Below are 21,967 nucleotides of genomic sequence, written 5' to 3'. Positions count from 1 at the left end.
TTTGGCCCTGGAAAGGCCGGGTTAGCGGCTCGTTTGCTGCGCCATCAACTTGACAAGGCAGATCAGAAGGGAAACTAAGGTTGATCGTAGTTTTTCCATGACCGAGCCGAAATGATCGAAACCACTGCCGCGCTTGAGGAGGCTTGCCGCCTTCTCGCACAATCCGATTTCATCACGATCGACACGGAATTCCTCCGCGAAACGACCTTCTGGCCTGAACTCTGCCTGATCCAGATGGCGAGTCCGGAGCATGAATTCATCGTCGACCCCATGGCCAAGGGCATCGAGCTCACCTCGTTCTTCGAGCTGATGGCCAATCCGGCGGTGGTCAAGGTGTTCCATGCCGCCCGCCAGGACATCGAAATCATCTTCCACCTCGGCAATCTGATCCCGCATCCGATCTTCGACACGCAGGTCGCCGCGATGGTTTGCGGTTTCGGGGACTCTGTCTCCTACGACCAGCTCGTGCAGAAGGTGAAGAACGTCCATATCGACAAGACATCGCGCTTTACCGACTGGAGCCGTCGTCCGCTGTCTGAAAAGCAGCTTGATTACGCGCTGGCAGACGTCACCCATTTGCGCGACGTCTATGCCAAGCTGAAGGCCCAGCTGGAAGCCGAAGGCCGAGCCGAGTGGCTGACCGAGGAAATGGCTGTCCTCGAATCGCGCGACACTTATGACCTGCATCCCGACCAGGCCTGGCAGCGACTGAAGATGCGGTTGCGCAAGCCGACGGAACTTGCCGTCATGCAATACGTTACCGCCTGGCGCGAACGCGAGGCGCGTTCGCGCAACGTGCCGCGCTCGCGCGTGCTGAAGGACGACGCGATCTATGAGATCGCCCAGCAGCAGCCGAAGGACACGGAAGCGCTCGGCCGCCTGCGCACCGTTCCGAAGGGGTGGGAGCGCTCGTCGTCGGGTGCCGCCATCGTTGAGCAGGTCAATGCCGCTCTCGCCTTGCCAAAGTCGGACATGCCCCATCTCCAACGCCATTCCCATGCCCCCGAAGGCACGCAGTCGGCCGTCGAGCTTCTCAAGGTGCTCTTGCGTCTCACTTCCGAAAAGCATGGTGTCGCGGCCAAGGTGATCGCCAATAGCGAGGATCTGGAAAAGATCGCAGCCGAAGGCGAGACAGCCGAAGTGGCTGCTCTCCAGGGCTGGCGCAAGGAGTTGTTCGGTGATCTGGCGCTGAAGCTGATCTCCGGCGGCGTCGGCCTTCGCTTCGTCGACAAGCGCGTCGAAGCCGTGGAGTTCTGATCCGTGCCGGCGCTCACCCTGCGCCGCGCGACGGAGGCGGATATTCCGTTCGTCATGGAGACGGAGCGGCTGCCGGGCTATGAGCGCTTCATCGGGCGCTACAGCTTCGCTGAGCACAATACCCAACTGGCGGATCCATCCTTTGCCTATCTGATCGGCGTCGGCGACAAGGGCGATCCTGTTGGATTCGTCATTCTGATGGATCTCTCAGGCCATGGTGGAAACGCTTGTGTGAAGCGGATTGCTGTCTCAAGTCCCGAGAAGGGCATCGGCTTCCCTCTTCTGAGCGGCGCTGTGGATTTTGCTTTCAACAACTCGGATGCTCACCGGCTCTGGCTCGATGTGATCAGCGGAAACGACCGCGCCGAGGCCGTCTATCGAAAAGTCGGCTTCCTCCGCGAAGGGGTCATGCGCGAAGCGGCTGTTCTTCCGGATGGGAGCCGTAAAGACTTCATCCTCATGTCCCTCCTCCGCCCGGAATGGGCCGCAAGAAATCTCTGAGGCTCTCCAATGGAACTGCCCGCCGCCCTCCGCGCCGCCGTCGATCAGGAGCTTTCGGGGGCGCCGCTGGAGACGCTTGCCAAGGCGAGTGCGCTGCTCTCCGACCGCTATCGCCGGGAAGTGCGCGACGGTCGTTTTCATATCGATGATGCGCTGGCAGCCAAGGCCTATCTCGCGACACGCATGCCGGCGACCTATGCGGCCGTGCGCGCCGCCCTTGCCATGGTCGAGGAGATCTGTCCGGACTTTCAGCCGGAAAGTCAGATCGATCTCGGCTCCGGTCCCGGTACTGCCCTTTGGGCAGCCGCTGACGCCTTTGACAGCCTGAAGACGGCCGAGATGATCGAGGCGAGCGGGGCCATTCGCAGCGTCGGGGAAAAACTGTCCAAGGCAAGCCCGGTCAAAAGCCGCTGGCAAAGTGGCGACGTCACGCTCAAGCTTCCAATGCTGCCGAAAGCCGATCTGGTGACGCTTGCCTATGTGCTGGACGAATTGCCGCCGGCAACGATTGCCGCCGTCACGGACAAGCTCTGGGCGCTGACCAATGGGATGCTGGTGATCGTTGAGCCCGGGACACCGGCCGGCTGGCAACGTATTCTTGCCGTCCGAGACAGGCTTCGGGCGCTCGGCGCGCATCTCGCTGCCCCTTGCACGCATGGGCAGGACTGTCCGATCGCAGCACCCGACTGGTGCCACTTCTCAAGACGTGTGGCACGCTCGCGTGTGCATCGGCTGGCCAAGGGTGCCGAAGTGCCATGGGAGGATGAAAAATACATCTTCATCGCGGCCTCGCGTGAACCGGTCGCGCATTCGAGTTCCCGGATCCTCGCCCCGCCGCGCGTCAACGGGGGCGTCGGACGGGCCAAGCTCTGTCGTCCGGGCGGAACTGTGGATGAAATCACGCTCAGCAAGCGCGACGGCGAGGCCTTCAAGCAATTGCGCCGGGCCGACTGGGGCGATCTTCTCGATGGAGGAGAGACGCCGTGACCTTGAACCTCACGCCAGACCTTGCCTCACGGTTCGCCCGGATCGCCCTTGGCCATGTCACGCGTGAATATCCGAACCATATCCTCCATGGTCTTGACGGTCCTGAGGACGCGCAAACACCGTCGCAGCTGCATCCGATCTTCTACGGCAGTTATGACTGGCACTCCTGCGTGCATGGCTACTGGATGCTGGCGCGGCTCATTCGTCTTTTCCCGTCGCTGCCGGAAGCCGACGCGGTGCGTCACCTTTTCAACCGGATGCTGGTCGCGGACAAGGTGGCGGGGGAATGCGCCTATTTCGACCGGCCGATGGCCCGCGGCTATGAACGGCCCTATGGCTGGGCTTGGTTGCTGAAGCTCGCGGCTGAACTTGACGGACATGAAACGGCAGACTGGAGCGCGGCACTCGCGCCCCTGACCGAACGGATCGTCGCGCGCTTTTGCGATTTTCTGCCGCTTGCCACCTATCCGGTCCGCACCGGCACGCATTACAATACGGCCTTCGCCCTGCGTCTGGCGGCGGACTATGCAAGTGCCACCGGCGATGCCGGTCTCTTCGAACTCCTGTTGCAGACGGCGCTTCGCTGGTATGGCGCCGACACACACTGCCCGGCATGGGGTGAGCCCTCAGGCGACGACTTCCTGTCGCCGGCCCTCATCGAGGCGGAAAGCATGCGCCGGCTGATGCCGCCCAAGGCCTTTACCGCGTGGTTCGATGCCTTCCTGCCGGATATCTCCCGGCATGAACCGCGTACCCTGTTTCACCCCGCCCGCGTCTCCGACCGTTCCGACGGCAAGATTGCCCATCTCGACGGGCTAAACCTCAGCCGTGCCTGGTGCTGGAAGGCGCTGGCCGATGCCCTGCCGGAGGGTGACGCCAGGCGAGGCCCCATGCTCGACGCCTCGGAGCACCATCTGGCGATCGGGCTTGATCACGTTTCAGGCGACTACATGGGCGAACACTGGCTTGCGAGCTTTGCGGTTCTGGCACTGACGGAGAAAAACGGATGAACGGACCAGTCGTCGACATATCCGGCCATGAGCTGGTTCCGGGTACTGCCGAGGGACCGCTTCTCTACAGCGATGTGCCCTTGAGCTTCTGGGGTGGCGTCGAGCCTGTTACCGGCGAAGTGATCGACCGGCATCATCCCTTGAGCGGGCGAAGATTGGCCGGACAGGTGCTGGCCATTCCCAGCAGCCGTGGCTCCTGTTCCGGCAGCGGCGTAATCCTCGAGCTCATCCTCAACGGACAGGGCCCGGCCGCCATCCTGCTGGAGCGCCCCGAAGCCATCATCACGCTTGGCGTCATTGTTGCGGAAGAGGTGTTTGGGCAGTCGATCCCGGTTCACTGTCTGGGCACAGAGGCGTTTCGCTCTCTGGCCGGCACGACGCATGTCCGGGTTCCTGGAACCACCGCCGCCCTGCCCGCCTTCACGACAAGCCAGATCACGCTGACGGACGGAGATCGCGCCATGCTTGATGGCAGGCATGGCGATGCGGCGCAGGTCGCGATGCGGATCGTGCTGCGGATGGCGGCGATTGAGGGCGCGAGCGAACTCATCGACATCAGCCAGGCCCATATAGACGGCTGCATCTACACTGGACCCGGCGGGCTCGCCTTTGCCGAACGGCTGCGTGACCTCGGTGGCAAGGTCGCCGTCCCGACGACGCTCAATGCGATCTCCGTCGACCAGAAGCGCTGGCGGGCCCAAGGGATCGAGACGGGTTTCGGCGAAGCGGCCAGCCGGTTGGCGGATGCCTATGTCAACATGGGTGCGGCCCCGAGTTTCACCTGCGCGCCTTACCTGCTAGAGACCGCGCCAAAGCGCGACGAACAGATCGTCTGGGCGGAATCGAACGCCGTGGTCTATGCCAACAGCGTGCTGGGTGCGCGCACGATGAAATATCCCGACTATCTGGATATCTGCATCGCACTCACGGGGCGTGCACCCAAAGCCGGCTGCCATCTCGACACCGAGCGGCAACCGAAGCTCCGCATCAGCCTGCCTCAGCTTCCGGCGGTCGATGACAGCTTCTATCCGCTTCTCGGCTATCTCACCGGCCTGCTTGCTGCCGACGACATCCCGGTCATCGACGGTATCGGCCATCTGGCACCCGACAGCGACGACTTGAAAGCCTATGGAGCCGCCTTCGCGACGACCTCAGGCGCGCCGATGTTTCACATCGCGGGCGTCACGCCTGAGGCAAAGGATGCGGAAGATTTCCGTTCGCTGGCACTTCGGGAAGTTGTCGTCACCCATGCCGAACTCCGGCAGGCCTGGGCTGAGTTGAACGGGGCTGATACCGGCCCGGTGGATCTGATCTCGCTCGGCAATCCGCATTTTTCGGTAACGGAAATCGCAAGTCTCGCCGGGCTCTGCACCGGCAGAACGAAGCATCCGGATGTGGCGATTATCGTGACCTGCGGCCGCTGGACCCTCGAAGCAGCGACCCGGGCCGGTCACGTGGCAGCGCTCGAAGGTTTCGGCGTGCAGTTCGTCACGGACACCTGCTGGTGCATGATTGTCGAGCCGCTGATCCCGCACCAGGTGAAGACAATCATGACCAATTCCGGCAAATATGCCCATTACGGCCCGGGGCTGACCGGCAGAAGTCTGCGCTTCGGCAGTCTTGCGGCCTGCGTCGAGGCGGCCGTCTCGGGACAGGACGCGGGGGCCATACCAGGCTGGATCACCTGACCGGTTGATCGTTACCGAAACGTCACCGAACGGAAATCTAGCCGACATGAACGAGGCTTAAAGGCCAGCGGGTTCCTCCTTCATCCAAGGTGCCCCGATGAAAAAATTGCTTCTGACTTCCGTATCCCTTTGCCTTCTCGCGTCCACATCTGCCATGGCCGAGGACAAGGCCTTTGCCGCCAAGCTCGTTTCGCACGCCATTTTGCCGGCCAACACGATCATCGCAGCGCCGGCCGATGTGCCCCAGCACCTGAAGACCGCTGGCAAGTTCACCACGCCGGACCGCAAGCGTACAGATGCACTCGGCACCGTTCCCGGCAAGGACGGCGTTCGCGAGACGGGCCTGAAGATGCCGTTCGACGGTCAGGCGATGCAGGGCTTTTCCGGCATCAAGACCATGGCAGACGGCACGTTCTGGAGCCTCTCCGACAACGGTTTCGGGTCTAAGGCCACATCCTCCGATTCCATGCTGATGCTGCATCATATCAAGTTCAATTGGGATGCCGGCAAGGTCGAGCCGATCACCACGCTCTTCCTCACCGACCCCGACAAGAAGGCTCCCTTCCCGATCGTCATGGAAGGCTCGGACCAGCGATACCTCACCGGCGCCGATTTCGATGTCGAGTCGATCCAGCCGGTTGCGGACGGTTTCTGGGTTGGTGAAGAATTCGGCCCCTATCTCCTGAAGTTCTCGATGGACGGCAAGCTGACCGACGTCATCGCCACCAAGGTCGGTGAGACCGAGGTCAAGTCGCCTGACAATGCAACGCTTGTCGTGCCCGCCAACCCGACCGCCAAGATGCCGGTTTTCAACCTCAAGCGCTCCGGCGGGTATGAAGGCCTTGCGCTGTCGAAGGATGGCAGCAAGCTTTACGGCCTGCTCGAAGGCCCGCTCTATCTCGAAGACGGCTCGGTCGAAAAAGCAGATGGCCTGACGGCCCTGCGCATCGTCGAACTGGATGTCGCGTCCAAGGCCTGGACCGGAAAGAGCTGGCTCTATCCGCTGTCGGAAGGCGGCGAGGCGATCGGCGATTTTAACATGATCGACGAGACGACGGCACTGGTCATCGAGCGCGACAATGGAGCCGGTACCGCAGACAAGGCTTGCGCCGATCCGAAGGCCCCGGCCCCCGACTGCTTTGCCGTCCCGGCCAAGCACAAGCGCATCTACAAGATCGAGATGACGCAAGAAAACGCGGGCAAGGCCGTTCGCAAGATCGGCTTCATCGATCTGATGAAGATCGAAGATCCCGACAACAAGAAGCGCCAGGGCGGCGGCGAAGGCTACTACGACATGCCTTTCGTCACGATCGAGAATGTCGATGTGATAGATGCCACGCATATCGTCGTCGGCAACGACAACAACCTGCCCTTCTCGGCCGGTCGCGCACTTGATAAGGCGGACGACAACGAGTTCGTTTTGCTCGAAGTGAGCGAGTTCCTCGCGGCTAAGTAAGCGAAGGCCTGAAGCGAAGAGAGCGGGCAGTGCCCGCTCTCCCAAACCAGCAATCCGAAAGATTGCAAGGCACCAGATAAACGCCCAAGGGTTGCTTCCGATCCAGTTCCTCCCTAGCATCCCGCTTCTCGCGATATCGGGATGGTTTGATGAAATGGCTGCTATTTGTCGGGATACTTTTCTTGAGCGCGTGTACGGCACGGGCGGAAGACACTCAGATCCTGGAGATTGCGGACCGCAGCAATCAGTGGGGCGTGCGATGGTCACTCAGGCGTTTTCCTGACTTCGCGGCGTGCCACGACAAAAGCTCTCCGAGGCAGAATGACCTCATCTGGAGAAAACTGATCTGGACGTCGGATTACTGGACCTGTTTTTATCATCTGATGACCCGGCTGGGTTCAGAAGAGAACCTCAGGGCCTGGCTTCTGCAATTCGATTTGAGCCTCAGTGTCTTTCCGGCACGATATTCTGCGCCAGATGAGAGAAGGTTATACTTCTCATGCCGACACCGAGAAAATAAATGCCCTCTGAATTGGCGGATCATTAATTTTCAGTTTTTTGGACTAGATGTCATCTACGCGATGGATGTCGATTACACCTATTTAGACAATAAGCTCAGCGAGCTGCGAATTGGCTACCTCATCAAATAAACGAGGCTATCTCGCTTTCGGCACGTCCATAGGGCAGAATGGCTCCGCCTTCCTCAGTGTCCCAAATCCAGCGTCACGCTCTATCCGCGCGCGGCGGACACCGCCATTGCCAGCGATACAAACAGCAAGACCTTCATCCGCCGCCCCTATTCCGCTGCCTTGACGAGCTCGACGCGGCGATTGAGAGCCCGTCCCGTCTCGGTCTCGTTGCTCGCCACCGGGGCTGCCATGCCCGCGCCGAATGCCTTCAACCGCCCGCTCGCAATGCCATATTCTTTCACCAGCACGGACACCACGGCTTCGGCCCGGCGTGTGGAGAGATCCACGTTATAGTCGAACCCGCCCTTGTAGTCGGTGTGCCCGGTGACGACGACGTTGAGCGCGCCACTGGCTTTCAGGAACTTGCCGATTTCGTCGAGTGTCGGGCGCGAATCTGGCCGGATGGTCGCCTTGTCGAAATCGAAGAGGATACCATAGAGCGCGACGCGGCCCTCCGTCTCGATCGCCTTCTGCATGGCCGACGCATCGATAAACACGATCTTGTCGCCCTCCATCGGCTGCGTCTCGACAACATCGACCAGAACCTCCGGCGTATCGCCGAACTGGCCGACATAGATACCTGCATAGACATCACCTTCCCCGCGCTTGAGGACGGCTGCCGTGTATACAACGTCTGAAGGGCCGGAGTGGATCTTGCCAGATCCCATCGGACTTTCGTCGTTCAGAGCGAAATAGAGCTCTGTACCGTTCATGTCGGAGCACTCACCAGCGCGGCACTGGAAAAGGATGTCAAACCCTTTGGACTTGATCGAATCCTGCAGGTTGCGGGCGACTTCCAGAGCTGCGCGGCCACGGGGAGCATCGTATTTCAGCCGGAAAGCCTTGCCGGAGACTTTGATCGTGTTTGCATCGTTGAGCCGCTTATTGCCAGACGCGCGGACATCCGCTCCCTTGATCGGCTTGGTAAGGAGGCGTTCCTCCTCGTATTCCTTCGTCAGATAGACCTGCAGGGTCGATCCCTCGTAGCGACCGATCAGGGGATGGTCCTGACCGCCAGCCACATCCTTCGCCAAGGCGATAGCGCCGAGTGGCATGGCCAGCAATGCGGCCATCATGACTGCCTTGATACCTGTCCAGAAAAACACGCGCGTATGTGTGCTTGCGATCGCCACGACCAATCTCCCCAACGAAAGCTCAGACTTGCTGGACTTTTGTAGCGAAGCATCTGACGGACGGCAATCGTCACGGATCACGCTTCATTGGGTGCAATCTATCCGCGCTTTCGGCCGTGAGCGGCGCCTCACTCGAATACAAACGCCAACCGTTTACCGGTGAGTTTGGAGAGCTGCATCAAGCGTCCGTCCAGGCGTTCGCCAGCGAAATCGTGATAGGCCTTCGGCACGACGAATTCGAGGTCGAGATCGGGATTGTCCGAGCGACGGAAGGTGAGGTTGTGGACCACGCCCGGCATCGAGGCCGAGAACAGATAGACGACACGCAGCATGCCGCCGACGAGCTTTGCGCGGTCGAGCAGGCGCTCCGTGGCAATTGTGGCCAGCGAGCCGGTCTGCCCGTCGTCATGCAGGCCTTCGAAACGGTAGTAGTTTGTCAGCGCGATAAAGGCGCGGCCCGGATGGGTGATGCCGACGAAGGAGGAGTGGGCGATCACGTTCAGCGCCTGCAGGCCCCGGTAATCGGGATGGGCGCGCCAGCTGATATCGGCAAGCAGGCAGGCGGCCTGGCGATAGCGGCTTTCCTCTTCCGTCTCGACGATATCGAAGAAGGGCATCATCCGGCCGGTCCAGTCGGCCAGTTCCCGGGCGTGCTCGGGCGAGCGCGCACGCAAAATTGCCAATTCGTCGGCTGCTTCGACCAGCGGATCGAGGGCCTGCTCTTCCTCGAGCAGCAGCGAGTAGAGATAGCCTTCGCGCACGCCTTGGGCGGAAAAGCAGACGCTCTTCGGCTTCATTGCCTCGATGACTTCGCGAAGGGCGACGGCACCATAGGGGATCAGACTGCGGCGGTTTTTCGAAATCGTCGACCAGGCGGGATCGCGGGCATTGGCGCCGGAAATGATCTCGTCGAGGAAGAAGGCAATCTCGTCGAAAGGCAGTTCATAGCCCTGCATCATGTGCAGCGGATATTTGCGGATTTCCATGTGCAGTTTGGCGATGTTGCGCCAGGTGCCGCCGACCGCATAGAAGGTGCGCCCCTCACCGTTTTTGAGCAGCGAGGCTCCGGCGACAAGCTTCTTTGCCAAAGTACGTGCCTTGGGCAGCGCACCTTCCGCCGTTTCGGAGAGCCGGATGCCGCCGAGCGGCATGGTGATGCCCTGGCCGAAGGACTTGCCCTTGATATCGATCAGTTCCAGCGAGCCCCCGCCGAGGTCACCGGCAATGCCGTCCGCGTCGTGGAAGCCGCTGATGATACCAAGCGCCGAATAGCGGGCCTCTTCCTCACCGGTCAGGACCAGAACCTCGTGGCCGAGGATCTTTTCTGCGCGGGCGATGAAATCGGGACCGTTGGAGGCCTCGCGTGCGGCAGCGGTGGCCAGCACATACATGCGGGTCGCCTGAGCCTGGTTGGAAAGGGCACGGAAGCGACGCAGGGCCACAAGCGCGCGCTCAACACCCTCCTCGTCCATGCGGCCGGTGGAGGCGACGCCCTTGCCGAGGCCACACAGGACCTTTTCATTGAAAAGGACGGTCGGCGCCCGCGACAGCCCCTCGTAGATCACCAGACGGATCGAGTTAGAACCGATATCGACAACGGAAACAGGGGCGATGCCGGGTAGGCGCCCCTGGGCTTCAGATCTTGTCATGAGGTACCAGTGTTATCTGTTTCTGCCGGAAATCAGACCGGCAATAAGTTTCGGTGCGCTGGACTTCAGGGCTTCTCCACGGCCGGACAGGCTGGGATTGGTCATGAAATACTGCTGCGCGTTGAAAGGTTCCTCACCTTGTCGCACTTCCATGCGGCGAGACGTGCCGTCGGCCAATATCTCGTAGCTCTGTTGATTGTCAATCAGGTTGCCGAGCATGATTTGTGAGAGCACCTGTTCATGCACCGTCGGATTGATCAGCGGTACCAGTGTCTCGACGCGGCGGTCGAGATTGCGCGGCATCATGTCGGCCGAGCCGATATAGACGAGCGCCTTTTCCGAAGGCAGGCGATGGCCGTTGCCAAAGCAGAAGATTCGGCTGTGCTCAAGGAAGCGACCGACAATGGACTTGACGCGAATATTGTCGGACAGGCCGGGAACGCGCGGGCGCAGACAGCAGATGCCGCGAATGACGAGGTCGATCTCGACCCCTGCCCGGCTTGCTTCATACAGGGCATCGATGATCTCGGGATCGACCAGCGAGTTCATCTTCATCCAGATGCCCGCCGGGCGACCAGCCTTGGCATGCTCGGTCTCCTCACGGATATGCTTAAGAATGCGCGGGCGCAGCGTATAGGGCGACACTGCGAGCTTCATGCTTTCTTCCGGCTCGCCATAGCCTGTGATGAAGTTGAAGACATTCGCCATGTCATGGGCGATCTTCGGGTTGCAGGTGAAGAAGGACAGGTCGGTATAGATCTTCGCGGTGACCGGGTGATAGTTGCCGGTGCCGAGATGGCAGTAGGTGCGAAGCTTGCCGTCCTCGCGCCGCACGACCATCGACATCTTGGCATGTGTCTTGAGCTCGATGAAGCCGAAGACGACCTGCACGCCGGCGCGTTCGAGGTCGCGTGCCCAGCGGATGTTGGCTTCCTCGTCGAAGCGTGCCTTAAGCTCAACAAGCGCGGTCACCGACTTGCCGGCTTCCGCCGCATCGATCAGGGCACGGACGATCGGGCTATCGTTCGACGTTCGGTAAAGCGTCTGCTTGATCGCCAGCACGTCCGGATCGCGAGCGGCCTGCAGCAGGAACTGCACGACGACGTCGAAGCTCTCATAGGGGTGGTGGACGATCATGTCCTTTTCGCGGATCGCGGCCAGGCAATCGCCCGCATGTTCGCGGACCCGCTCGGGGAAGCGGGCATTGTACTGCTCGAAGCGCAAATCGTCGCGCGGCGCCTTGGTAATTTCCGAGATCGTGTTGAGTGCGAGAAGACCCGGCAGCACGGCCACACGGTTGTCGGCGACGCCGAGTTCATGGACCACGAACTGGCGAAGCGCGAGCGGCATCTCGCTGTCTACCTCGATGCGGATCACCGAGCCACGGCGGCGGCGCTTCAAGGCCGTTTCGAAGAAGCGCACCAGATCTTCGGCTTCTTCTTCCACTTCGATATCGCTGTCGCGGATGATGCGGAAGGTGCCAAAGCCCTTCACCTCATAGCCGGGGTAAAGCCGGTTGATGAAGAGGCCGACGGCATCTTCCAGCGTGATGTAGCGGATCGTCGCGCCTTCGTCCGGCAGGCGAATGAAGCGATCGAGGGCCGGCGGCAGGCGCAGAAGAGCCGTCATCGGTTCGCCGGTGCGGCTGGAGCAGAGCTGCAGGCCCATGGAGAAGCCGAGGTTCGGAATAAAGGGGAACGGATGAGCCGGATCGATGGACAGCGGGGTGAGGACCGGGAAGATCGATTCCTCGAAAGTCGTCTCGAGCCAGGTCCGGTCAACGTCGGACAGGGCAGCCGGGCGAACAATCAGGATCTCTTCCTGCCCCAGATACTGTTGCAACACGGCCAGCGACGCCTGCTGCTCCATCTGCAGATTGTCGATTTCCTTCAGGATGTCGTCGAGCTGCTCAGCCGGCGTCTTGCCATCGGGGCTCTTGATGACGATGCCCTGGCGCACCTGTCCTTCGAGACCAGCAACGCGGACCATGAAGAATTCGTCGAGGTTGGCGGCCGAGATCGACAGGAAGCGAACCCGTTCCAGCAGAGGATGGGCGGTGTTCAGCGTTTCTTCGAGGACCCGGCGATTGAATTGCAGCCAGGAGAACTCGCGATTGATGAAGCGGGCTGGACTGAGCATCATGTCCTCGGCGGCCAACGCTTCCATGCCTGTTTCGCCGCTGGTGTCGATCGCCGACTGATCCATGATTCTCCGCCCCTTATTGTGTTTCCGCCGATTATAACAATTCGACGACAGATCTGTGACACTCACTCCCGGACTTGCGCCGTCTCCAGTGTCTCCAGCACTTCCGCTGCCAGCCCACGCGTGATCTTCACGCGCCGAGCCAGCGCCAGCTTGTCCATTCGATCAACCACGATCTGTGCCGCCGAGAAGGACCGTTCCATCCGCTGTACGATATAGCTGACAATCTTGTCGTCGATGTAAAGCTGCCGGTCGGCAAAAAGCTTCGTGATCAGCTGGCCGAGAAGATCCTCGTCCGGCGTGCCGATCTCGACGACGGTTGCCGCTTTCAGCCGGGAGGCCAGGTCTGGCAGAGCTACATTCCAGGATGGCGGGAAGCTGCGCGAGGTGATCAAAAGCGTCGTGCCGTGCTGGCGGACCGCATTGATGACGTGGAAGAGCTCCACCTCGTCGAAGCCGGCGCGGTCGGCATCCTCCAGCAGAACTGGGCCTTCCGCGGCCCGTTCGGAGGCGCCCTCGCCGGGCCGGGCGATGATGGTCGTGGCGTCCGCCGTATCGCGGTAAATCTGGGCCAGATGCGATTTTCCAGAGCCGGCGGGACCAGTCAGGATCACGACCGGCGAAGGCCAGGCCGGCCAGGCATCGACCAGCGACACGGCTGCTGCCAGGCGCTCCGACACCAAAAGATCGTCGCGGCCGCTGGCTGCACCATGCTCGAAAACGAGCGGCAGTTGTTCGGCGGCATTGCGCCGCCCGGCGATCTTCTTGGCCTCAGTCATTCACTTCTCGATGGCTTGGGATGGGATCTCACTGACAACGGGCTTCGTCGGCAAGGACAGATCGAGCGTCGTGCCGTAGTAGAGATCGCTGTCAAGATACCGCGATAGGGCAAAGCGCACAAGGACGCCGACGGCGGCTGCGGCCGGGACGGCGACAAGGACGCCGACAAAGCCGAAGAGGGCACCGAAGGCAAAGAGGGCAAACATCAGCCAGACCGGGTGCAGGCCAACGCTCTTGCCGACCAGCTTCGGCTGCAGGATGTTACCCTCCAGAAACTGACCGAGGAAGAAGATGCCGGCAATCACGCCGATCCAGATAAAATCGGGCCAGAACTGAACCAGAGCCACACCGACAGCGAGAAGCAGACCCACAGTCGAGCCGACATAGGGAATGAAGCTGATCATGCCGGTAAAGAAGCCGATCAAAAGACCGAAGTTGAGGCCGGCGACCGAGAGCGCGATTGCATAGAAGACGCCGAGGATAAGGCAGAGCGAGCCCTGACCGCGGACAAATCCAGCAATCGTGTTGTCGAGTTCCGTCGCCAGGCGGCGGACCGTTGCCAGCTGGTTGCGAGGAACCCAGCTGTCGACCTTCTCGATCATGCGGTCCCAATCGAGCAGCAGATAGAAGGCGACGACGGGCGTCACGACGAGCAGCGAGGCAATGTCGAGGAGCGCCTTGCCGGAATTCCAGATCTGCGCAATCAGCGTGCCGATGAAGCTGACGCCTTCGCTGATATAGCGCGAAAAATTCTGCCGGATCGTTTCCATCTGGCCATCCACCCAGTCGGGCAGCCATGCGGCATTCGAGGTCGCGATAAAGGTCTGCAGCTGCGAGACATAACCCGGCACGCGGATGATGAAATCGTTGAGCTGGCTGGCAAGGATCGGGATGATGATCATCAGCGAGAGCACGAAGACGATGATGAAGGAGGCGAGGATCAGGATCGTTGCCATCAATCGGCTGAGGCCCAGTCGCTCCAGCCGGTCCGCCACCGGATCCAGAAAATAGGCGAGCGCCATGCCCGCGATGAACGGCAGCAGCACCGAGCTGAACATCATCAGGAAGAGTACAAAGATGGCAAGGAAAGCAACCCAGAACAGCGCCTGGCGCCGAAGACCAATTGCACTGATATTGTGAGCCATGTCCGTCTCCGTCTTCCGTTTCGGGCTTTGCCAGATGCGCGGGCGCGACGCATGTCGCGGACTAGGAGATAGGTTACGCGCAAAGCCCAGGTCAAGAACGCGCGACGGTGCAATCGTGCGATGCACAATCAAAGACCGATATTGCCCGGGAAATCGTGGGGTTTGGCGGCTCCGCGCTTGCATATCGAGGCTCTTCATGCAATGGCCAGCCGAACTCTCTCAGGATCGGAGGCAGGCATGAGCCAGGCTGGCAAGAACGGGTTGACCTATAGCGATGCGGGCGTCGACATCGATGCCGGCAACCTGATGGTCGAGAAGATCAAGCCGGCTGTGAAGTCGACCCGTCGTCCCGGTGCGGATGGCGAGATCGGCGGCTTCGGCGGGCTCTTCGACCTCAAGGCTGCGGGCTTCAAGGATCCGATCCTGGTTGCCGCCAATGACGGCGTCGGCACCAAGCTGAAGATCGCCATCGACGCCGATATTCACGACACCGTCGGCATCGACCTTGTTGCCATGTGCGTCAACGATCTCGTGGTGCAGGGTGCCGAGCCCCTGCTCTTCCTCGACTATTTCGCCACTGGCAAGCTCGATCCCGACCAGGGTGCAGCGATCGTTCAGGGCATTGCTGCCGGCTGCCGCGAGGCGGGCTGCGCGCTGATCGGCGGCGAGACCGCGGAAATGCCGGGCATGTATTCCAAGGGTGACTACGATCTTGCAGGCTTTGCCGTGGGGGCTGCCGAGCGCGGCGAATTGCTGCCATCAGGCGATATCGCCGAAGGCGATGTGATCCTCGGGCTTTCCTCCTCCGGCGTTCATTCCAACGGCTTTTCGCTGGTGCGCAAGATTGTCGAGATCTCTGGCCTTGCCTGGGATGCACCGGCTCCGTTTGCCGAGGGACAGTCGCTCGGTGCAGCACTGCTGACCCCGACCCGCATCTACGTGAAGCCGCTTCTGAAGGCGATCAAGGAAACCAAGGCGTTGAAGGCGCTTGCCCATATCACCGGCGGCGGGTTTCCGGAAAACATTCCGCGCGTGCTGCCGAAGCATCTCGCCGCCGAGATCGATCTTTCGTCCTTCCAGGTTCCGGCCGTCTTTTCCTGGCTCGCCAAGACCGGCGGCGTTGCCCAGAACGAGATGCTGCGCACCTTCAACTGCGGCATCGGCATGATCGTCGTTGTTTCCGCCGAGAAGGTCGAAGAGGTGACGACGGCGCTCGAAGCCGAAGGTGAGACTGTTGCCCGCCTTGGCCGCATGATTGCCCGCGAAGAGGGTGACCATGGCGTAACCTACAAGGGCACGCTCGCCCTATGACGGCGCGGCGCAAACGCGTCGTCGCCTTTATCTCGGGCGGCGGATCGAACATGCTGGCGCTGGCGAGAGCCTGCGAGGCTGCCGGGTATCCGGCCGAAATCGTCGCCGTTTTCTCTGACAAGCCGGATGCCGGCGGGCTTGCCAAGGCAGCCGGTCTTGGCATTCCGACATTCGTGTTCGAACGCAAGGCCTATGGCTCGAAAGCCGAACATGAAGCCGCGATCCTGGATGCCCTCGCCGGCATTGCCCCCGACCTGATCTGTCTGGCCGGCTATATGCGGCTTCTCTCCGGCGATTTCATCCGCGCCCATGAGGGCAAGATCCTCAATATCCACCCTTCCCTTCTGCCGCTCTTTCCGGGGCTCCACACCCATCAGCGTGCACTGGACGCCGGCATGAAGGTTGCGGGCTGCACCGTGCATTTCGTAACGGAAGGCATGGACGAGGGTCCGGTGATTGCCCAGTCCGTGGTACCGGTGCTGATTGACGACACAGCAGATAGCCTTGCTGCGCGCGTGCTCACCGTCGAGCACAAGACCTATGCGCTGGCGCTGAAGTTGGTCGCTGCGGGGCATGTAACGATGCGCGCCGATGGCAGCGTCGAGCGGCTGGCCTCCGAGACAAATGCAGATGCCACACTGATCAGTGGCTGATGGATCGCCGATACTAAAAAACGACCTGCGCCACCGCCTGGCAGCGAAGTATTAACCATAAACATGCAACCGTGGCGATTATCGTCAAAAGCGGTTGAGCTCATGTCTTTGGTCAGAAAACAATTCCCCGGCGTCTTGGGCGCTGCCTTGCTGTTTGCCTCGCATTCCTCTTCCTCGGCCTTGGCCCAGGATGCGTTTTACGGCCAAAGCCCAGCGGCCGATTCCACAGTTCGCTTCTTTGCCGGTGTGGGCATGGCCAACATCAAGGCCGGCGAATATGTCTATGACGGCGACTACAAGGTCAGCCAACTTGACTGGAAAAGTAAGGGCGTCAAAACGGGCACAGTCGGTGCCGAACTCGACCTCGGCGATAACTGGCGGTTGAAGGGGCGGCTCGATATCGGGCTTGGCGGTGACGGCCACATGGTCGATCGCGACTGGATGGACACCAGCATTGACGACTGGACGCATCAGTCCATCCACCCGGATACGGGGCTCGACCGGTACGTCAACCTCCTGATTGAAGCCGACAGATCTCTTGTCGACACTGGCAGCACACAGCTTGCCCTCGGCGGCGGCCTTGGCTTTACCGATGTCAAATGGACGGCCCGCGGCGGCAGCTACATCTACACGACCGGCAGCTTGCACGACACGGTGGGCAATTTCCCGGATGGCGAAAAGGGCATCAGCTACGAACAGCGCATTCCGACGCTTTTCCTTTCGGCGAATGCCGAACAGAACCTCGGTCGTTTCACCCTCTCCGGCACCATGCGCGGCGGCGCCAGCATCGGCTTCAAGGGTATCGACGATCACTGGATGCGCGACCTGCGCTTTACCGACGAGATCCTGTTTGCACCGATGGTCGGCGCCACTGTCACCGCAGACTATCAGCTGCTGGCCAGCACCTCGCTCTATGTGTCAGGCGATTTCCAGAAGATCTTCACGGCACGCGGCGATACGACCGAACGGGACACCACGAATGGTGCCACGGCCGAATATGAAGGCGCAGCCAAGGCTGATTTTCAATCAGTCGCGGTCTCCGTCGGCGTCAAAGGCCACTTCTGACCTCAGCGAGGGACGTTCAGGGCCGTCCATTGCAACAGCATGATCGTCTTGGCATCGACGATCTTCCCGGCCTCGATCATCGCCACCGCATCGACAAAGGCGATCTCGACAATCTCGAGATCTTCCTTTTCCTCCTCCAGTCCGCCACCTGCAGCGACGCGGTCGGCATCGGTGACGGCCGCGTAGAAGCCATGCAGTTTTTCGGTGACGGAGCCGGGCGACATGAATGACGCGAAGGCGGGCCTGGCGGCAGCGATCCGGTAGCCGGTCTCTTCCATCGCCTCGCGGATCACGGCCTGCTCAGGCGTCTCGCCTGCATCAATGAAGCCAGCGGGTACTTCGAGCAGATAGGGATAGTCCCCCATGAGATGCACGGGTATGCGCAATTGGCGCACCAGCGTCACCGTGTTGCGCTCGGTATTGTGCAGAAGGATGCCGGCGGCCTCGCGGCGATCGAAAACTTCCCAGGACAGGCGATGGGGCGCCCTACCCTCGCGGAAGAAATCGAAGGTGATGCCGCGCAGGTGGCTCCATCCCTTGAATAGCGTCTTGTCTTCCAAGATCGCGATCCGGGCCTTGTCAAATATACTCATGTTTTAAGCTTTTCTCATCCAAACCGTGTTGTCGTGGAAGGCAGCACCGCCATGGGGCGCAGCCGGGTCGCCACCGGTCAGGACATTGATGCCTTCGCCATCGAGGTGGGACTTGTTCGGCCACAGACCTTCGGCGACGAGTACGCCCGGCTTCACGGCATCGGTGATCTTGGCGTGGATGCGCAGATCGCCGCGCGCATTGCCCAAGCGAACGATGTCGCCATCGGCGAGCCCAAGCTGGGTGGCATCGGCGGGGCTCACCATGACCTCCGGTCGACCTTCCTTATCCCGTGAGGTCTTGGTTTCGGCAAAGGTGGAGTTGAGGAAGTTGCGCGCCGGCGATGTGGCAAGCCGGAAGGGATGTTCGGCATCGGCGACCTCGATCAGATCGACCTGATCGGGATAGACCGGCAGGGATTTCACCGGGCCAAGCGAACCGAGCTTGGCTGGCGGCTTGTTCGGTGCTGGCGTATTCTCCCAGTCCGGCTTGAAGCGGAACTTTCCATCGGGATGGGCGAAGCCGTTGAGGTAGTGGGCATCCTCGAAAGCCGGCTGGCAGTCGAGCCACTTGTCCTCGATCAGCGTGTCGAAATCCGGCTTGCCGCTGATATAGAGCATGTGGTCGATATGCTGGCGCTCCGTCTTGCCGAAGCCTGGACGATCGGCAATGCCAAGGCGTTTCGCCAGTTCCTCGATAACGAAAAGATTGGTGCGTACCAAGGGCGGCGCATCGACGAGCTTCGGTCCGAGCAGGATATGGCTCTGGCCGCCGCCGCGATAGATGTCGTCGTGTTCGACAAACATGGTGGCGGGAAGGACGATGTCTGCAATGTCAGCCGTCTCGGTCATGAACTGCTCGTGCACGGCTACAAAAAGGTCATCGCGCAGAAAACCCCGTTTCACCAACCGCTGTTCGGGCGCGACATTCACTGGATTGGTGTTCTGGATGATCATCGCGGTGACGGGGCCGCGATGGCGCAGCGCCTCGGCGTCGCCTGTCAACACACGGCCGATCTGCGACTGGTCGAGCATGCGGATCTCAGGGTCGACCATGGCCGTACCCATTAGCTGCGCTTTGTTCAGCTGGAAGATATCGCTGTTCGAATGGAAGGCACCGCCGCCTTCATATTGCCAGGACCCGAGCACGGTGGCGAGCGACAGGGCCGCATGCATGGAGACCGCACCGTTGCGGCTGCGGGTAAAGCCATAACCGAGACGGAAGAACGTCTTCTTCGTCTGGCCGACGAGGCGAGCAAAAGCCTCGATCTCCTCGACAGACAGACCCGTGATGGAAGACGCCCATTCCGGCGTCTTGTCCTTCAGATGCGCTTCGAGCCCTGCCGGATCGTCTGAAAATTTCGCCATATAAGCGCGGTCGGCATAGCCATCCCGGAAGGCGACATGCATGGCGGCGCAGGCGAGCGCCGCATCCGTGCCGGGCTTGAGGATCAGGGCCATGTCGGCCTGCTTCATCGTCGGATTGTCATAGATGTCGACGACGACGATCTTTGCGCCACGGTCTTTCCGCGCCTTGATCGCATGGGTCATGACATTGACCTGGGTGGCCACCGCATTGGTGCCCCAGATCACGACGCAATCGGAGACCGCCATTTCGCGCGGGTCCGGGCCGCGCAGCGTGCCGGTGCCCATGACATAGCCGGTCCAGGCCATGTTGGTGCAGATCGTGCCGAAGAAGCCGGAGTATTTCTTGGCGTGGCGCAGACGCTCTATCGAGTCGCGCTGCACGAGGCCCATGGTGCCGGCATAGAAGTAGGGCCAGACGGCTTCAGAGCCATGGGCCTGTTCGGCCTTGACGAAGGCATCGGCAATCTCATCGAGGGCAGCTTCCCAGGTGACATCCTGCCACTGCCCCGCGCCCTTGGCCCCAGCGCGCCGTACCGGCTTCATCAGGCGATCCGGGTGGTAGAGCCGCTCGGCATAGCGCGCGACCTTGGCGCAGATGACGCCAGCGGTGTAGCTGTTCTCAGTCGCGCCGCGCATACGGCCAATGCGGCCGTCCTCGGTGAGTTCGACGTCGAGGGCGCAGGTGGATGGACAGTCATGCGGACAGGCCGTATGACCGACCGACCGGTTTCGGATGGGGCTCTGGATGTTCATGGCGCTTGTTATAGGCCATGGCCCTGAGGGTCAAAAGCCCCATTCGAACAAATCATCACTGCCATCGGATCCGCTCATGAATTATCGCCACATCTATCACGCGGGCAATTTTGCCGATGTCTTGAAGCATCTCGTGCTGTCGCGGCTGATCGTTTACCTGCAACAGAAGGACAAGGCGTTCCGCGTGCTCGATACCCATGCGGGGATCGGGCTCTACGACCTTTCCTCCGGCGAAGCACAGAAGACCGGCGAATGGCTGGAGGGCATCGCCAAGGTCATCGATGCGGAGCTGCCGGAAAAGGTCGCGCAGATCATGGCGCCCTATCTGGATGCCGTGAAGGCGCTGAACCCGGATCGCGCGCCCGGCGGCGCGATCACGCTCTATCCCGGCTCGCCGAAGCTTGCGCGCGACCTCTTCCGTCCGCAGGACAGGCTTTCGGCGATGGAACTGCATCCGGACGATTCGCGCGCGCTCTCGCGGCTGTTCGAAGGCGATTTCCAGGTGCGCGTGACCGAACTCGACGGCTGGCTGACCTTGAACGCGCATCTGCCGCCGAAGGAAAAGCGCGGCATCGTGCTCGTTGATCCGCCCTTCGAGAAGGAGGGCGAATATGAGCGGCTGGTGGATGGCCTTGCCAAGGCGCATCGCCGCTTCGGCAATGGTGTCTTCTGCCTTTGGTACCCGATCAAGAAGGGCGCGCCGATCAAGGAATTCCATGAGGCCCTGCAGGCGCTTGAGATCCCGAAGATGCTCTGCGCCGAATTGCATGTGAAAAGCGACCGTGATCAGACCGGCTTGTCCGGCACCGGCCTCATCGTGGTCAACCCGCCCTTCACTCTCAAGGACGAGATGCATCTGGCCTTGCCCGAGCTGAAGCGATTGATGGCGCAGGATCGCTATGCCTCGCATCGCTGCTTCTGGCTGCGCGGCGAAGACTGAAGTGGGGACACAGATGAGACGCTATGCCGGCTTCGTCGCCCTCGGACTGATGATGGTGATGGCACTGGCCTACAGCCTGTTTCCGACCGCCCCCAACTCGAACAGCGATCAAACAACAGCAGCGGCGCCGCGTCCAAATAGTCCTGCACCAACGGCAAACACGAATAGCAGCGCTGGAAACCCTTCGTCCCAGCCCAGTTCCCCGGCTTCGGCTTCGAGTTCGGATTTCGACTTCTATGTGTTGGCCCTGTCCTGGTCGCCGACATTTTGTCTCGGAGAGGCCGCCGGGCGTAATCGCGAGCAATGCGGAGAGGGCAAAAACTTCGGCTTTGTGGTCCATGGGCTTTGGCCGCAATATGAGCGCGGCTATCCGGAAAGCTGCCCGACCGACGAAGGAGACCGGGTCCCGACGTCGCTTGGTCGCACAGTGATGGACATCATGCCGAGCATGGGGCTGATCGGCCATCAATGGCGCAAACACGGGAGCTGCTCCGGCCTTCGCATGGAAGATTACTTCAAGCTCGTCCGGCAAGCCTCTGAGATTGTGAAGGTTCCCGCCCAATTTTCGCGTCCTGGCGTCCAGACTCGGCTCTCCCCGCAAACGGTCGAAACCGCCTTCATCCGCAGCAATCCGGGCCTCACCCGCTCGGCAGTCGCCGTGACCTGTGATAGGGACAGAATCGATGAAGTGCGGATCTGTCTCGATAGGTCTCTTGCCTTTCGCGCCTGCCAGGAAGTCGACCGAAACAGCTGTCGACGCGCTGATTTAACCGTGCCGCCCATTCGCTGA

At 61.0% G+C, this 21,967-nt stretch carries 19 protein-coding genes; 12 read left to right on the top strand and 7 right to left on the bottom strand.

The window, feature by feature from the left end; genetic code table 11:
- Nucleotides 1–111: 111 nt before the first annotated feature.
- The 7 genes from rnd (at nt 112) to ACSV9I_RS09255 (ending at nt 7,549) form a co-directional block, all read left to right on the top strand.
- Nucleotides 112–1,257: a ribonuclease D gene (gene rnd, locus ACSV9I_RS09285; RefSeq protein ID WP_438328507.1), complete on the top strand. Its 1,146-nt coding sequence runs from the start codon at nt 112–114 to the stop codon at nt 1,255–1,257.
- A gap of 3 nt (nt 1,258–1,260) precedes the next feature.
- Nucleotides 1,261–1,758: a GNAT family N-acetyltransferase gene (locus ACSV9I_RS09280; RefSeq protein ID WP_438328506.1), complete on the top strand. Its 498-nt coding sequence runs from the start codon at nt 1,261–1,263 to the stop codon at nt 1,756–1,758.
- A 9-nt stretch (nt 1,759–1,767) separates the two neighbouring features.
- On the top strand, nt 1,768–2,745 hold the full coding sequence (locus tag ACSV9I_RS09275) for a small ribosomal subunit Rsm22 family protein (protein WP_438328505.1): 978 nt from the start codon (nt 1,768–1,770) through the stop codon (nt 2,743–2,745).
- Nucleotides 2,742–3,755: a DUF2891 domain-containing protein gene (locus ACSV9I_RS09270; protein WP_438328504.1), complete on the top strand. Its 1,014-nt coding sequence runs from the start codon at nt 2,742–2,744 to the stop codon at nt 3,753–3,755. The genes ACSV9I_RS09275 and ACSV9I_RS09270 overlap by 4 nt, the downstream gene beginning before the upstream one ends.
- Nucleotides 3,752–5,443, top strand: a complete 1,692-nt coding sequence (lhpI, locus tag ACSV9I_RS09265) for a cis-3-hydroxy-L-proline dehydratase (RefSeq protein WP_438328503.1) — start codon at nt 3,752–3,754, stop codon at nt 5,441–5,443. Before ACSV9I_RS09270 ends, lhpI begins: the two co-directional genes overlap by 4 nt.
- Nucleotides 5,444–5,540: 97 nt before the next feature.
- Nucleotides 5,541–6,899, top strand: coding sequence for an esterase-like activity of phytase family protein (locus ACSV9I_RS09260; protein WP_438328501.1), 1,359 nt, complete (start codon nt 5,541–5,543; stop codon nt 6,897–6,899).
- Nucleotides 6,900–7,048: 149 nt separating this feature from the next.
- On the top strand, nt 7,049–7,549 hold the full coding sequence (locus tag ACSV9I_RS09255) for a hypothetical protein (protein ID WP_438328500.1): 501 nt from the start codon (nt 7,049–7,051) through the stop codon (nt 7,547–7,549).
- 146 nt (nt 7,550–7,695) lie between these two features.
- Here ACSV9I_RS09255 and ACSV9I_RS09250 read toward each other — a convergent pair whose 3' ends face one another.
- The 5 genes from ACSV9I_RS09250 to ACSV9I_RS09230 all read right to left on the bottom strand — a co-directional run bounded on the left by ACSV9I_RS09250 (nt 7,696) and on the right by ACSV9I_RS09230 (nt 14,497).
- Nucleotides 7,696–8,721 (bottom strand): OmpA family protein, encoded by a 1,026-nt coding sequence (locus ACSV9I_RS09250; protein WP_438328499.1) that lies wholly within the window; start codon nt 8,719–8,721, stop codon nt 7,696–7,698.
- A gap of 128 nt (nt 8,722–8,849) precedes the next feature.
- Entirely contained in the window at nt 8,850–10,370 is a 1,521-nt protein-coding gene (ppx, locus tag ACSV9I_RS09245; protein ID WP_438328498.1) for an exopolyphosphatase, read from the bottom strand.
- Nucleotides 10,371–10,382: 12 nt separating this feature from the next.
- Nucleotides 10,383–12,575 (bottom strand): RNA degradosome polyphosphate kinase, encoded by a 2,193-nt coding sequence (locus ACSV9I_RS09240; RefSeq protein WP_438328497.1) that lies wholly within the window; start codon nt 12,573–12,575, stop codon nt 10,383–10,385.
- A gap of 62 nt (nt 12,576–12,637) precedes the next feature.
- Nucleotides 12,638–13,351 carry a DnaA regulatory inactivator HdaA gene (gene hdaA / locus ACSV9I_RS09235; RefSeq protein ID WP_438328496.1) on the bottom strand — a complete coding sequence of 238 codons (714 nt, stop codon included), beginning with the start codon at nt 13,349–13,351 and terminating at the stop codon, nt 12,638–12,640.
- A complete protein-coding gene (locus tag ACSV9I_RS09230; RefSeq protein WP_438328495.1) occupies nt 13,352–14,497 on the bottom strand; it encodes an AI-2E family transporter in 1,146 nt (381 codons plus the stop codon).
- A 237-nt stretch (nt 14,498–14,734) separates the two neighbouring features.
- Here ACSV9I_RS09230 and purM point away from each other — a divergent pair, with 237 nt between their 5' ends.
- From purM to ACSV9I_RS09215, 3 genes are all read left to right on the top strand, one after another.
- Nucleotides 14,735–15,808 (top strand): phosphoribosylformylglycinamidine cyclo-ligase, encoded by a 1,074-nt coding sequence (gene purM, locus ACSV9I_RS09225; protein ID WP_438328494.1) that lies wholly within the window; start codon nt 14,735–14,737, stop codon nt 15,806–15,808.
- Nucleotides 15,805–16,461, top strand: a complete 657-nt coding sequence (purN, locus tag ACSV9I_RS09220; RefSeq protein WP_438328493.1) for a phosphoribosylglycinamide formyltransferase — start codon at nt 15,805–15,807, stop codon at nt 16,459–16,461. Before purM ends, purN begins: the two co-directional genes overlap by 4 nt.
- A 102-nt stretch (nt 16,462–16,563) precedes the next feature.
- On the top strand, nt 16,564–17,526 hold the full coding sequence (locus ACSV9I_RS09215) for an omptin family outer membrane protease (protein ID WP_438328492.1): 963 nt from the start codon (nt 16,564–16,566) through the stop codon (nt 17,524–17,526).
- Nucleotides 17,527–17,528: 2 nt separating this feature from the next.
- Here the strand turns inward: ACSV9I_RS09215 and ACSV9I_RS09210 are convergent, their stop codons facing one another.
- Both ACSV9I_RS09210 and ACSV9I_RS09205 read right to left on the bottom strand, forming a co-directional pair.
- Nucleotides 17,529–18,119: an NUDIX domain-containing protein gene (locus tag ACSV9I_RS09210; RefSeq protein ID WP_438328491.1), complete on the bottom strand. Its 591-nt coding sequence runs from the start codon at nt 18,117–18,119 to the stop codon at nt 17,529–17,531.
- Nucleotides 18,120–18,122: 3 nt separating this feature from the next.
- The gene (locus ACSV9I_RS09205; RefSeq protein WP_438328489.1) at nt 18,123–20,237 is read right to left on the bottom strand and encodes a molybdopterin-containing oxidoreductase family protein; all 2,115 of its coding nucleotides are present in this window, start codon (nt 20,235–20,237) and stop codon (nt 18,123–18,125) included.
- Nucleotides 20,238–20,313: 76 nt separating this feature from the next.
- Between ACSV9I_RS09205 and ACSV9I_RS09200 the strand changes: the two genes are divergently transcribed.
- Together ACSV9I_RS09200 and ACSV9I_RS09195 are read left to right on the top strand one after the other, a co-directional pair.
- Nucleotides 20,314–21,177 (top strand): 23S rRNA (adenine(2030)-N(6))-methyltransferase RlmJ, encoded by an 864-nt coding sequence (locus ACSV9I_RS09200; RefSeq protein ID WP_054159907.1) that lies wholly within the window; start codon nt 20,314–20,316, stop codon nt 21,175–21,177.
- A 13-nt stretch (nt 21,178–21,190) separates the two neighbouring features.
- Nucleotides 21,191–21,967 (top strand): ribonuclease T2 family protein, encoded by a 777-nt coding sequence (locus ACSV9I_RS09195; RefSeq protein ID WP_438328488.1) that lies wholly within the window; start codon nt 21,191–21,193, stop codon nt 21,965–21,967.

This window comes from Rhizobium sp. G187 (assembly GCF_051549525.1).
Lineage (GTDB): Bacteria > Pseudomonadota > Alphaproteobacteria > Rhizobiales > Rhizobiaceae > Allorhizobium.
Note: the sequence above shows the minus strand (reverse complement) of the source record. Positions and strands in the feature narration are given on the sequence as shown.